A 12,156-nucleotide genomic window follows, 5' to 3' on the forward strand; every position below is an offset into this window, starting at 1 on the left:
TCAAGGATTCCCGTTTCGATGTCCGCTGGCCATGGCCAGCACCTGTGCCACCAGGGCGACGATCACGCCCCCGATCACTGCGAGGGGCGGCAGCCGCACCACGCCGATCGCGACCACCAGCACCGCGATCACCACTACCCACTTCGCCAGCAGCCCCAGCACCATGCGCGCAAGCGCGCCGGTGGCCGGTGCGATCCCTCCACCGAGCGCCAGCACGCCGTACAGCGCGCCGCCCGCGGTGACGGCCGCGCCTCCTGCCACCGCGCCCAGCGACCACTCGGATCCCTTTGCGAGCAGCGCAAGCGCCAGCGCGGCGACCGCGACCACCTGCCAGGTGATCGTGCGCCGCACCAGCCGCGAACCTGCGGCAAGGGGATTCAACATGGCGTCCTTGGGTATGGTGCGGGAGCCGGTCAAACAAACCGGCCCCATCTAGCCCCGGAATTATAGCAGTCGAACCGGGGTCGAGGCCAATGGGAGAAGTGGGGCGACTGAACAGGGCGGGCTTCCGGGGCCGCCGGGTCCGTGCCCTGCGCGCTGGCAGGCCGCAAGCGGCCTTGAATGCCTGCGGAAAGGGCACGGACCCGGCGCTGGTGAGGCCGATGTGTTCTGGGAAACCTTTTCGCGATCCCGCTGTCTGATCCTGTGCGCGACCTGCGTGAGCTCCCCTCGTCGATCCACGCAGGCCCTGCAGAAGCCCCGGACTCCCCGGGGCTTCGACTTTTCAGGCGTCGCTTTCGTGCTCGCGCGCACGGTCACGGGCGATCCAGTCCTCGATCGCGCGGCGGGCGCGGCGCTCCTCGGCCTTCTCCCGCAGGGCCTCGATGCCCAGCACGCGCTGCAGGCCCACCATCACGCCGATCATCAGCAGCGCGAACGGCAGCGCGGCCACGGTGATCAGGGTCTGCAGGGCCTCCAGTCCACCGGCCATGAGCATGGCGGCGGCGATCAGGGCGATGGCGATGCCCCAGGCGAACTTGCGCGCGAGCGTGGGGTCACCGGCGGTCTCGCTCGACATCGACCCGAGCACCAGCACCGCGGAATCGGCCGAGGTCACGAAGAAGATCACCAGCAGCAGGATGGTCAGGCCCGACAGCAGCTGCGAGAACGGCAGGCTGGCGTACATGCTGAACAGCACGGTCTCGTAGCCCTGCCCCAGCGCTCCCGCCATGTCCGCGCCGCCGAACATCTCCCCCCACAGCGCGGCGCCACCGAACGTGGCGAACCAGGCGAAGCCGAGCAGGCTCGGCACCGCAACCACGCCGAGCACGAACTCGCGCACGCTGCGGCCGTAGGAGACGCGGGCGATGAAGGAGCCCACGAAGGGCGACCACGAGATCCACCAGGCCCAGTAGAAAATCGTCCAGTCGGCCACCCAGGTACTTTCTGAGAACGGCGCCATGCGCAGGCTCATCTCGATGAGGTGGTCGAAGTAGCTGCCCAGCGAGGTGGTGAAGATCTCGAAGATGAAACCCGTGGGACCGAGCACGGCCACCGCCAGCAGCAGCATGCCGGCAAGGATCAGGTTGAAGCTCGACAGCCATTTGATGCCGCGGTCCACGCCACTCGCGCTGGAGGCCATGTACAGCACGAAGCACACGCCGATCACCGCCAGCTGCATGCCCAGGCCGGTGGGCAAGCCGAACACACGCGCCATGCCGGCGCTGATCTGCATGGTGCCGAAGCCCAGCGTGGTGGGCACAGCCGGGGACGTGGGGCACAACACGAAAACGGTTGACAAATTTGTGGGNCCGGCGCTGATCTGCATGTTCCCGAAGCCCAGCGTGGTGGCCACGCCGGTGGCCGTGGCCACCACCGCGACGATGTTGACCAGCTTGCCGATCCAACCCAGGTGGCGGTCGCCGATCAGCGGCTGCAGCAGGTCGCTGATCAGGCCGCGGCCGCCGCGGTTGTACTGGAACCATGCGATCGCCAGGCCCATCAGCGCGTAGATCGCCCAGGGGTGCAGTCCCCAGTGGAAGAAGGTGTAGCGCATCGCAGCGCGCGCCGCCTGCGGGCTGCCCGACGGCAGGCCTTCCGGCGGGTTGACCAGGTGCGAGACCGGCTCAGCGGCACCCCAGAACACCAGGCCGATGCCCATGCCCGCGGCGAACAGCATCGACAGCCAGGCGAGGCTGGAAAACCCGGGCTCCGCGTCACGTCCGCCGATGCGAAGTCGCGCAAAGGGCCCGAACGCCAGGTATGCCAGGAACACGAGGGTGAGGAACACGATCAACAGGTACAGCCAGCCGGCATGGGTGATCACCGCGGCCAGTGCCGCCGAGGTCAGCGCCCCGAACGGACCGGGCGCGAACCCGGCGATCACGGCCAGGGCCACGACCAGCAGCAGCGAAATGCGGAACACCATGGGCGGCTCCCCGTTGAACGACCGGATGTGGTCGACAGCATAGGCCGCTGCCACGTGACGTGACATGACGCCCGGAAAACCGCCGCAACGTTCACGCATCGGCCACCGGGTGGCGTTCGACACTGCATGCCCCCCAACAGCGAAGGCCCCCACATGACCTGCGCGCATCAACGCTCATCCATCAATCCGCTGCGCCACGCCGCCCTGGCCGTGGCACTGGCAGCCGTCGCCTCACCTGCATTCGCCCAGGACGGAAACGACCGCGACGACCGATTCACGCTGCGCCTGAGCGCCTTCAACCCGGGCGCCGACCTGCGCGTGGGTGTGGATGGCGAAGCCAGCGACGGCACCGACACCGCGGCCTTCTCGGATGCCGCCACGCTCGACACCGGCGACGACTGGCGCCCCCGCGGCGCGCTCAACGTACGCATCACCGACCGGCAGTCGATCGGCGCCAGCTACTACGACTACGAGAACGACGATGCCTGGAGCTTCGGCGGCGGCGTCATCAACCCCACGCCCGGCGACTCGCTCACCCTGCCAGCCGTGGACGCCTCGGGCCGGATCAGGTTCGCGATGGCCTCGCTGCACTACGAATACGCGATCGTGGCCACGCCAGCCCTTGAATGGGGCCTGGGCCTGGGCGCCACCCACGTCAACCTCGAGGCCGTGGCCGACGCCAGCTGGACCGCGACCGACGAGCTCGACGCCGGCTCGGCGCACCTGCGCGACGAAGCCAAAGGCTGGAGCCCCGCCCTCCACACGCGGCTGACCTGGCGCCCGGCGGATCGCTGGCGCGTGGACTTCGAAGGCCAGTACCTGGATGCCGGCTGGGGCGATTTCGTCGACGAGGACGGCCACTTCGAACGTGCCGGCCTGGTCGTCGAATACCTGGTCACCGAACGCTTCGGCGTCCACGTCGGCTACGACTGGTTCCGCCTGAAGCTCCGCGACCGGTTCGCCGGCACCATCGTGCCGCCGGCCGAAGCCGGCCTGGCCGACATCGACTACGCCGGCACCGGCAGCGCCGAGCTCAAGGTGCATGGCCCGATGGCGGGCGTGACTTTCCGCTTCTGATCCTGCGCGCGAAGCCGCCGCGGGGCCCGGGCATCCCGGACCCCGCGGCGCCTGCTCAGTTCCTGACCTGCACGTCGTCGATGTAGACGTTGATGTCGTAGCTGGTGTTGGCGTGGTACAGCCAGATCGCATCCAGCTTCACGCTGCTCGCGGTGATCGCGCCGTTGCCGCCGACCCAGGCGTTCCACTGCGCGGCGTCGGTGAGGCTCCAGGAGACATAGGTCCAGGCGTTGGCGGGGAGGCTGCGGCTGACCGAGCGCTCGGTGCCGTCACTGTCGTCGATGCCCATCGCCACGCTCATGCCGCTGCCGCCTGCGTACACCCAGAAGCCGACACTGCCGTTGGCGCGCGTCAGCGCCGTGTTGCTGCCCGGGTTGCCTGCGCCCGACAGCAGGCGCACGGCCCAGCTTGCCGAGGTGTTGCGGTTGTCCTTGAGCAGCACGCGTAGCGAGCAGCTGCCGTTCCTGCGCGTGGCACAGGTGCGGGTGGCGGTGGATGCCGTCGAGATGCCGGTCGTGCTGCCCGAATACGCCGGGCCGGTGTTGAAATGCCCGACGCTGCCCTCGAACGAGTCGAGGATGCGGGTGCTGCCGCCGGAGCCCGGATTCAGCCGCGTGTAGTAGCTGGCCCAGTTCCAGTTGATACCCGGATCGGTATGGGTCTGGCCGCTGAAGTGCTGGTGGCCCTTGATCTTGACCGAGGTCGGCAGGACCTTGATGCCGCTGCTGGGCGCGCCCTTGTAGGCGCTGGCGCAGCTGATGGCGCTGTACTTCGAGCAGAAGTTGCGCACCAGCGCCGCCGAGGCGTTGTACATCGCGGTGGTGTACCAGCTGCTGTTGTTGACGTAGCCCTCGTGCTCGATGCCCAGGGTGTAGCTGTTCTGGTTGCGCACGTGCCAGGCGGTGTGTGCGTTGCGCACCATCTGCGTGACCTGGCCGTCCGAGCTGCGGATGACGTAGTGCGCGCTGACGTTGGACGTGGAGTTCTTGAACCAGCTGATGGTGCCGGCGTAGCTGCCCTGCGCGGTGTGTAGGGTGACCGCGCTGACCGCGGCGCTGCGCGAGGAGTTGTAGTTGCTGGAATGCGCCGGGTTCCATATCGCCGGGCCGTAGTCGGTGCTCTGCGCGCGCAGGTTGCCGTCGCCGTCCTTCTTTGACGCCGTGCGCACCAGCTGCTCGCTCACCGGATCGATGGCGAAGCCGTCGACTTCGATGCGGTCACCCTCCACGTCCAGGCGCACGAACGGTGCCTGCAGCTTCACCAGCGTCGGCACGTCGAAGGCGCGCTCCCAGGCCACCGCGGTCTGCGGCACGACCATGCCCTTCTCGTCGACGCCGCGGTCCTGCGCCAGCAGCACGTCGAAGGCGAAGCTGGCGCGCGCGTAGTCGTCGATCGCGCCTTCACCGGGCGCGGCGGAATAGCCGGCATAGCGCGCAAGCTCCGGCGCCAGCGACTCGAGGTCGCGCACGTCCTTGCCGCGCAGCTGGCGGCCGAGCAGCGTCGCGGCGGCCATGATGTTGGTGGCCGGGTCGTTCTTCACCCGCTCCATGGGGACGCCGAGCAGAGCGGCAGCCTCGCCGACCTGGTCGGCGAAACCGTCACCGGCGTAAAGACCCATCACGCCGTGTGCGGCAGGCATGTGGTGATGGTCGCCCATGTCACCGGCATCCTCGGCGCGGACGTTGTGCCAGCGGCTCTGCACGTATGCGATGGATTCGAGCGTGCCGCGGGGGATCTGCGGATACGCCGCGTAGGCGCGCGCGAAGTGCGAAGGATAGGCCGCGCGCTCGATGCGCAGCCGCGTCTCTTCCTCGCGCAGGCGCTGGTCCATGGCGCGCTCCTGGCGCTCGAGGTCCAATGCGTCGGGCTGCAGCCGGTCCCTGGTCTCCGATGCCGAGGCATTCGCCGCCACGCCCACCATGCCGATGCAGGCGACGGCCACGGCCACGGCCACGCCCAACAACTTCCTGTTTGCAGATTTCATCTCACCCCTCCTGGTTGCGCTTGCGCGCGGGATCCAGGCATCCCCAAGCGCCCGGAACGGGCGTCGATGGCCCGTCAGGCGAGTTGGCGGCCGAAGGGGAGGCAGCGACAGATGGGGCCGGCCCTAGATCGGCCGGAAAGGCGGACCCCGTCCGCGGCAAGCGCGGACGGGGTCACGCTTTTAACAGGACAGCGCGTGGCCTCAGCCGCGCTTCTTCGGCATGTAGAGATCGGTGATGGTGCCCTCGAAGGCCTCGGCCGCCATCGCCACCGACTCCGAAAGCGTCGGATGCGGGTGGATGGTGTGGCCGATGTCGGCGGCTTCGGCGCCCATCTCGATCGCAAGCGCGACCTCGGCGATCAGCTCACCGGCGTGCACGCCGACGATGGCGCCGCCGATGACGCGCTTCGTCTCTTCGTCGAACAGCAGCTTGGTGAAGCCCTCGCCGCGGCCGATGCCGACCGCGCGCGCGCTCGCCGCCCACGGGAACTTGGCCACGCCGGGCTTGATGCCCTTCGCCTTCGCCTCGGTTTCGGTGACGCCCACCCAGGCGATCTCGGGATCGGTATAGGCGACCGACGGGATCACCCGCGAGATCCACTCGCGCTTCTCGCCGGCGGCCACTTCGGCCGCGAGCTTGCCCTCGTGCGTCGCCTTGTGGGCCAGCATCGGCTGGCCGACCAGGTCGCCGATGGCGAAGACGTGGCGCACGTTGGTGCGCATCTGCGCGTCGACCTCGATGAAGCCGCGCTCGCCGACTGTGATCCCGGCCTTTTCAGCGCCGATGCGGCCACCGTTGGGCACGCGGCCCACCGCTACCAGCACGCGGTCGTAGAGCTTGCCGTCGGGGATGCTGTCGCCTTCGAAACTGCAGCTGATGCCGTTTTTCCGGGCCTTGGCGTCCACCACCTTCGTCTTCAGGTGGATCGCCACGCCCTGCTTCTTCAGCCGATCGGCAAGCGGCTTGACCAGGTCCTTGTCGGCGCCCGGCATCAGCTGGTCGGCCAACTCGACCACGGTGATCTCGCTGCCCAGCGCGCGGTACACCGTCGCCATCTCCAGACCGATGATGCCGCCGCCCACGACCAGCAGCTTCTTCGGCACCCCGGCGAGTTCAAGCGCGTCGGTGGAGTCCATCACCCGCGGGTCGTCCCAGGGGAAGCCCGGCAGCTCCAGCGCCTGCGAACCGGCGGCGATGATGCATTGCTCGAAGCGCAGCAGCTGGACCTTGCCATCGCTGCCGGTGATCTCGATCTCGTTGGTCGAGGCGAAGCTGCCGCTGCCGGTGACCACGCGCACCTTGCGCTGCTTCGCCATCCCGGCCAGGCCCTTGTTGAACTGGCCGACCACGCCCTCCTTGTGGCCGCGCAGGGCGTCGATATCGATCTTCGGCTTGCCGAAGCTGATGCCGTAATCGGCGGCGTGCGCGGCCTCGTCAATCACTCCGGCGGCGTGCAGCAGCGCCTTGGACGGAATGCAGCCGACGTTGAGGCAGACGCCGCCGAGCTGCCCGTAGCGCTCGACCAGGACCACGTCCATGCCGAGGTCGGCGGCGCGGAAGGCGGCGGTGTAGCCGCCGGGGCCTGCGCCAAGCACGACCAGGGCGCACTCGATGTCGGCCTTGCGGCCGCTGGGTGCCGCGGGTGCAGGCACCTCCGGTTCGGCAGGGGCGCGATGCGAGCGGGCCACCGGTGGCTTGCCGGGGCCGGCGTCATCGGCGGGAGCGGGGCTTTTTGCCGCTGCGCCGGGCTTGCCGACGGCTTCACCCTTGGCCTTGCCAGCCGCGTCGCCCGCGGCCTTGTCCCCTGCCTTGTCCGCAGCGTCCGCGGACGCCTCGGCTTCCAGCACCACTACCACGCTGCCCTCGGTCACGGTGTCGCCGACCTTGACCCTGAGCTCGCGCACCACGCCGGCGGCCGACGAGGGCACTTCCATCGTCGCCTTGTCCGACTCCAGCGTCGCCAGCCCCTGGTCGACGGCGACGGTGTCGCCGACTGCCACCAGCACTTCGATCACCGGTACGCCGTCCAGGCCGCCGATGTCGGGAACCTTCACTTCGATCGCGTTCGCCATGTCAGCGCCCTCAGAGCATCGCCCGGCGCATGTCGCCGAGCAGCTGTGCGAGATAGGCGGTGAAGCGCGCCGCCGCGGCACCGTCGATCACCCGGTGGTCGTAGGAAAGCGACAGCGGCAGCATCAGCCGCGGTTTGAACTTCTCGCCGTTCCAGACCGGCTGCATCGCCGACTTCGACACGCCCAGGATCGCGACCTCGGGGGCGTTGATGATCGGGGTGAACGAGGTGCCGCCGATGCCGCCCAGCGAGCTGATCGAGAAGCAGCCGCCGGACATGTCCGCCGGGCCGATCTTGCCCTCGCGCGCCTTCTTCGCCAGCACCGAGGTTTCCTGCGCGATCTCGTTGATGCCCTTGCGGTCGCAGTCGCGCACCACCGGGACCATCAGGCCCTTGGGCGTGTCAGCGGCGAAGCCGATGTTGAAATACTTCTTCAGGGTCAGCGTTTCGCCGCTGGCATCGAGCGAGGCGTTGAACTCCGGGAACTTCTGCAGCGCCACGACGCTGGCCTTCATGATGAAGGCGAGCATGGTCAGCTTGGTGCCTTCTCCCTTGGCGGCGGCACGCTCGTTCTCCTTGTTCAGCGCAACGCGCAGCGCCTCGAGATCGGTCACGTCGGCACTGTCGTGCTGGGTAACGTGCGGAATCATCGCCCAGTTGCGCGCGAGGTTGGCGCCGCTGATCTTCTGGATCCGGGTCAGTGGCTGCTCCTCGACTTCGCCGAACTTCGAGAAGTCGACCTTCGGCCATGGCAGCAGCGACAGGCCCGCGCCACCGGCGACCGCGCCGCCCGCCGGGGCGCCGCCCTGCAGCGCGCCCTTGACGAACTGCTGCACGTCCTCGCGCGTGATCCGCCCGTTGCGCGCGCTGCCCTTGACCTGCAGCAGGTCGACGCCGAGTTCGCGCGCGAACAGCCGCACCGCGGGGCTGGCATAGGGCACCTTGCCCGGCATCAGGGCCTCGGCGTCGAAGCGCCGCGGCGGCGCCGTGTCTTCGGCCGCCGCCACGCCGGCCTGGTGGTCGATCGAGGCCTGGGCGATGTTGTCGGCGGCCTCGGGAACGGCCACGGGCTGGACCCTGGTCCCGGTTTCGGCGGCGGGCGTGGCCTTCGCGTCCGCTTCGGGCTGGGCACGCTCCGCAGCGCCAGCGTCGCCACCAGCCGCGGGCGCAGCGCTTGCGGAACCGGCATCCCCGGCTGCGTTGGCGTTGGCGTCGGCCTCGGATGGCTCGATCAGCGCCACCACGCCACCTTCGGACAGCGTGTCGCCAACCTTCACCTTGACCTCGCGCACGGTGCCCGCGAACGGCGCCGGCACCTCCATCGTGGCCTTGTCGGATTCGAGGGTGATGAGGCTCTGGTCCTTGTCGACCTTGTCGCCGACGGCGACCAGCACCTCGATCACCGGAACGTCGTCGAAACCTCCGATGTCCGGTACGCGTGCTTCCTGGGGGCTGGCCATCGGGGTCTCCACGGGGCGATCGGTCGGGTCGCTATTGTGGCCCCGCCCGCTGCATGCGCCAAGCGCGCCGCCCCGCGCCCGCGCTCATCCGCGATTCACCGGCGTGGACGCGGGGTGCAGCGGATGAACCGCGCGTGTGGAAGTTCCCGCTCATCTTCCGCCGCGACAAGCGCGATTCATGCGCGCATCGATAGGGTGGCGCCGTCCCATCCCGGGACCATATGTTCGTAACGAGGAGACTCCCCCATGTCCCCCATGAAGTTCCTGATTCCGGCCGCACTGGCCATCGCCGCCACCCCCGTCGCTTTCGCCCAGGACGCCGGCGACACCGCCGACAAGCGCGTCTCCGTCGTCGCCGGCTATTCGATGGTGGAACCGACCCGCAACCCCGAGATCGCCGGTACCCGCACCGAATTCGAGGGTGAGGGCACGCCCACGCTTGGCGTGACGTACCACATCACCGACAACTGGGGCGTTGAAGCCTGGGCCGCGGACAGCTATGGCCAGCGCGTGAATGCCGGCGGCGGCAAGGTCGGCAGCGTGGATGCGCAGCCGTACTCGCTGAGCGGCCAGTACCGCTTCGGCACCCCGGACAGCACCATTCGCCCGTTCGTCGGCCTCGGCTACCACGAGACCAATTACGACAACGAGAGCGCCACGCCCACCGGCGACCGCGTCGGCATAGAGACCGCCAAGGGTGCGGTGGCGACGGTCGGCATGGACGTCAACATCACCCCGACCTGGTTCGCGCGCGCCGATGCGCGCTACTTCCAGGCCGATTCCGACGTGAAGATCAACGGCGTGGACGCCGGCGAGGCCAAGCTTGACCCGGTGGTCCTCGGCGTCGGCGTTGGCGCGCGCTTCTGATCGCTGGCCCCCGCAACCGATGGAGGCGGGCCCTGCGGGGCCCGTTTCCGTTTCCGGTGCCGGCCGCTCGCGGCAATCCGGATCAGCTTCCGTCGTTTGCCACCGGCTGCGCCTTGACCACCCGCTCCCGCCGCATCATGTACAGCCCGCTGACGACGATGATCGCCGCGCCCAGCCAGGTCATGCCGTCGGGCAGGGCCTGCCACAGCAGCAGGTCCAGCAGCACCACCCACAGCAGCGCGGTGTATTCCAGCGGTGCGATCAGCGAGGCCTGGCCAAGGCGGAACGCGTGGGTCAGCGCGACCTGCCCGAGGGTGCCGGACACGGCGATGCCGGCCAGCAGCCAGGCATCGGCGATGCGCAAGGGCACCCACTGCGGCCAGGCCAGCAGCCCGGCGCCGATCGCGACCATCGCCAGGAACCAGAACACCAGTGACTGCGCACTGTCGCGCTGCGCCAGCATGCGCACGATCACGACCGATGCCGCGTAGCAGACCGTGGCAAACAGCACCAGCAGGCCCGCGTGCGTGAGCACGCCCTCCCCGCCCGGCCGCAGCACCACCAGCACACCGACGATGCCGACCACGATCGCCGTCCAGCGCCGCGGCCCGACGTGTTCGCGCAGCAGCGGCACCGCCAGCGCGGTGACCAGCAGCGGCCCGACGAAGGTGATCGCGTACGCGGTCGACATCGGCAGGTCGCGCAGGCCGGCAACGAAACACGACAGGAACGCCACGCCCAGCACGCCTCGCAACAGGTGCAGCGGCCAGTGGATGCGCAACAGCGGCCGCAGGCCGGTGGTCGCGGCCGCCCAGGCCAGCACCAGCGGCAAGCCCACCAGTCCGCGCAGCGCCGCCACCTGCATCGGCGGATAGTGACCCGCCAACTGCTTCATGCAGGCGTCCATCACGCACAGCACGGCGACCGCAACCAGCATCGCGGCGATGGCGCGGCGGTGGTCGCGCGCGGCCACGGCGTCGGCGGCGGAATCGTGCACGGGTGGCGCTCCGGGAACGCCGCTGCGGGCGCGAGCCGCACATGATGCACGAGGCCCGCGCCGATCGCGTTGCGGTACCCTGAGGCCCCTTCATCCCAAGGTGGTTACCGCGCCATGCCGTCCTTCGACATCATCTCCGAAGTCGACACCCACGAGCTGACCAACGCCGTCGACCAGGCCAACCGCGAGCTGACGACGCGCTTCGACTTCAAGGGCATCGACGCCTCCTTCGAACGCGAGGACGCGGTGATCTCCCAGCGCGCGCCAAGCGAGTTCCAGCTGCAGCAGATGACCGACATCCTGCGTGCCCGCCTCGCGGCGCGGAAGATCGACACCCGCTGCCTGGAGTTCGGCGACGTCGAGACCAACCTCGCCGGCGCGCGCCAGAAGGTCACCGTCAAGCAGGGCATCGAGCGCGACCTGGCAAAGAAGATCGGCGCCGAGATCAAGGCCGCCAAGCTCAAGGTCGAGACCCAGATCAACGGCGACAAGCTGCGCGTGACCGGCAAGAAGCGCGACGACCTGCAGGCCGCGATGGCGCTGCTGCGGAGCAAGGAATTCGAGCTTCCCCTGCAGTTCGACAACTTCCGCGACTGATGGATCCGCTCGAAGACACCCGGCGCTGGCTTGAACGCGCCGTCATCGGCCTCAACCTCTGCCCCTTCGCCAAGGCCGTGGTCAACAAGGACCAGGTGCGGATGGTGCTGAGCGAGGCTCGCGACGAGGTGGCACTGCTCGGCGAACTCGGCGAGGAGCTGGCGCGCCTGCGCGACACGCCGGCGGCCAATGTCGACACGACGCTGATCGTGCATCCGCACGTGCTGGCTGACTTCCTCGACTACAACGACTTCCTCGAGACCGCCGACGCGCTGGTCGCGGAACTCGGCCTCGAAGGCGAGCTGCAGGTCGCGAGCTTCCACCCGCAGTACCAGTTCGCCGGCAGTGAGCCGGACGACATTGCCAACCACACCAACCGCTCGCCCTGGCCGACCCTGCATCTTCTCCGCGAAGACAGCGTCTCGCGCGCGGTCGAGGCGTTTCCCGATCCCGACGAGATCGTGGAGCGCAATATCGAGACGCTGCAGAAGCTGGGGCATGCCGGCTGGCGTGATCTGTTCTAGGCGGTCGTCGGAGCTGCGGCAGGGCGAGAGGCGGGATCAGGATCAAGGCCGAGGAGCCAGGAGCTGGGGTCTGCGGGCTTCGGAGGGTTTCTAGAGCCCACCGGTACGCGGCATTTTCGCCGCAACAGCGCGGCGACGGTGGTGCAGGAGCCGGATGGCGGGCGGAGTGCGGAGAGTGGGCCATGGATGGCCCACGCCCCCGCTTCCAGC

The 12,156-nt window shown here is 69.0% G+C and carries 10 protein-coding genes; 4 read left to right on the plus strand and 6 right to left on the minus strand.

Annotated features, from left to right (window positions below; translation table 11 throughout):
- Both ACW7GZ_RS03535 and ACW7GZ_RS03540 read right to left on the minus strand, forming a co-directional pair.
- Entirely contained in the window at positions 1–384 is a 384-nt protein-coding gene (locus ACW7GZ_RS03535) for a hypothetical protein (protein WP_457000881.1), read from the minus strand.
- A 340-nt stretch (positions 385–724) separates the two neighbouring features.
- On the minus strand, positions 725–2,368 hold the full coding sequence (locus ACW7GZ_RS03540) for a BCCT family transporter (protein WP_457007858.1): 1,644 nt from the start codon (positions 2,366–2,368) through the stop codon (positions 725–727).
- 153 nt (positions 2,369–2,521) lie between these two features.
- On the opposite strand from ACW7GZ_RS03540, the gene ACW7GZ_RS03545 reads away from it, so the two are divergent.
- Positions 2,522–3,445: a hypothetical protein gene (locus ACW7GZ_RS03545; protein ID WP_457000877.1), complete on the plus strand. Its 924-nt coding sequence runs from the start codon at positions 2,522–2,524 to the stop codon at positions 3,443–3,445.
- 55 nt (positions 3,446–3,500) lie between these two features.
- Here ACW7GZ_RS03545 and ACW7GZ_RS03550 read toward each other — a convergent pair whose 3' ends face one another.
- The 3 genes from ACW7GZ_RS03550 to ACW7GZ_RS03560 all read right to left on the minus strand — a co-directional run bounded on the left by ACW7GZ_RS03550 (position 3,501) and on the right by ACW7GZ_RS03560 (position 8,961).
- Complete coding sequence (locus tag ACW7GZ_RS03550) at positions 3,501–5,429, minus strand: N-acetylmuramoyl-L-alanine amidase (protein ID WP_457007860.1); 1,929 nt, start codon at positions 5,427–5,429, stop codon at positions 3,501–3,503.
- A 201-nt stretch (positions 5,430–5,630) separates the two neighbouring features.
- Positions 5,631–7,502: a dihydrolipoyl dehydrogenase gene (lpdA, locus tag ACW7GZ_RS03555; RefSeq protein ID WP_457007862.1), complete on the minus strand. Its 1,872-nt coding sequence runs from the start codon at positions 7,500–7,502 to the stop codon at positions 5,631–5,633.
- Between the two features lie 10 nt (positions 7,503–7,512).
- The gene (locus ACW7GZ_RS03560) at positions 7,513–8,961 is read right to left on the minus strand and encodes a dihydrolipoyllysine-residue acetyltransferase (RefSeq protein ID WP_457007864.1); all 1,449 of its coding nucleotides are present in this window, start codon (positions 8,959–8,961) and stop codon (positions 7,513–7,515) included.
- Between the two features lie 246 nt (positions 8,962–9,207).
- Here ACW7GZ_RS03560 and ACW7GZ_RS03565 point away from each other — a divergent pair, with 246 nt between their 5' ends.
- A complete protein-coding gene (locus tag ACW7GZ_RS03565) occupies positions 9,208–9,828 on the plus strand; it encodes an OmpW/AlkL family protein (protein WP_457000871.1) in 621 nt (206 codons plus the stop codon).
- A gap of 82 nt (positions 9,829–9,910) precedes the next feature.
- On the opposite strand, the gene ACW7GZ_RS03570 is transcribed toward ACW7GZ_RS03565, so the two are convergent.
- The gene (locus ACW7GZ_RS03570; protein ID WP_457002788.1) at positions 9,911–10,765 is read right to left on the minus strand and encodes a DMT family transporter; all 855 of its coding nucleotides are present in this window, start codon (positions 10,763–10,765) and stop codon (positions 9,911–9,913) included.
- Positions 10,766–10,939: 174 nt separating this feature from the next.
- Between ACW7GZ_RS03570 and ACW7GZ_RS03575 the strand changes: the two genes are divergently transcribed.
- Entirely contained in the window at positions 10,940–11,422 is a 483-nt protein-coding gene (locus tag ACW7GZ_RS03575) for a YajQ family cyclic di-GMP-binding protein (RefSeq protein ID WP_457000869.1), read from the plus strand.
- Positions 11,422–11,946, plus strand: a complete 525-nt coding sequence (locus ACW7GZ_RS03580; protein ID WP_457007866.1) for a DUF1415 domain-containing protein — start codon at positions 11,422–11,424, stop codon at positions 11,944–11,946. The genes ACW7GZ_RS03575 and ACW7GZ_RS03580 overlap by 1 nt, the downstream gene beginning before the upstream one ends.
- The last annotated feature ends 210 nt before the right edge of the window (positions 11,947–12,156 follow it).

The sequence above is a fragment of the Luteimonas sp. A537 genome (genome assembly GCF_054052065.1).

What these genes read in the sequence shown, in the direction of transcription:
- ACW7GZ_RS03535 (WP_457000881.1), bottom strand. Translation starts at nt 384, where the DNA reads ATGTTGAATCCCCTTGCCGCAGGTTCGCGGCTGGTGCGGCGCACGATC.
- ACW7GZ_RS03550 (WP_457007860.1), bottom strand. Translation starts at nt 5,429, where the DNA reads ATGAAATCTGCAAACAGGAAGTTGTTGGGCGTGGCCGTGGCCGTGGCC.
- ACW7GZ_RS03560 (WP_457007864.1), bottom strand. Translation starts at nt 8,961, where the DNA reads ATGGCCAGCCCCCAGGAAGCACGCGTACCGGACATCGGAGGTTTCGAC.
- ACW7GZ_RS03565 (WP_457000871.1), top strand. Translation starts at nt 9,208, where the DNA reads ATGTCCCCCATGAAGTTCCTGATTCCGGCCGCACTGGCCATCGCCGCC.
- lpdA (WP_457007862.1), bottom strand. Translation starts at nt 7,502, where the DNA reads ATGGCGAACGCGATCGAAGTGAAGGTTCCCGACATCGGCGGCCTGGAC.
- ACW7GZ_RS03545 (WP_457000877.1), top strand. Translation starts at nt 2,522, where the DNA reads ATGACCTGCGCGCATCAACGCTCATCCATCAATCCGCTGCGCCACGCC.
- ACW7GZ_RS03575 (WP_457000869.1), top strand. Translation starts at nt 10,940, where the DNA reads ATGCCGTCCTTCGACATCATCTCCGAAGTCGACACCCACGAGCTGACC.
- ACW7GZ_RS03580 (WP_457007866.1), top strand. Translation starts at nt 11,422, where the DNA reads ATGGATCCGCTCGAAGACACCCGGCGCTGGCTTGAACGCGCCGTCATC.
- ACW7GZ_RS03570 (WP_457002788.1), bottom strand. Translation starts at nt 10,765, where the DNA reads ATGCTGGTTGCGGTCGCCGTGCTGTGCGTGATGGACGCCTGCATGAAG.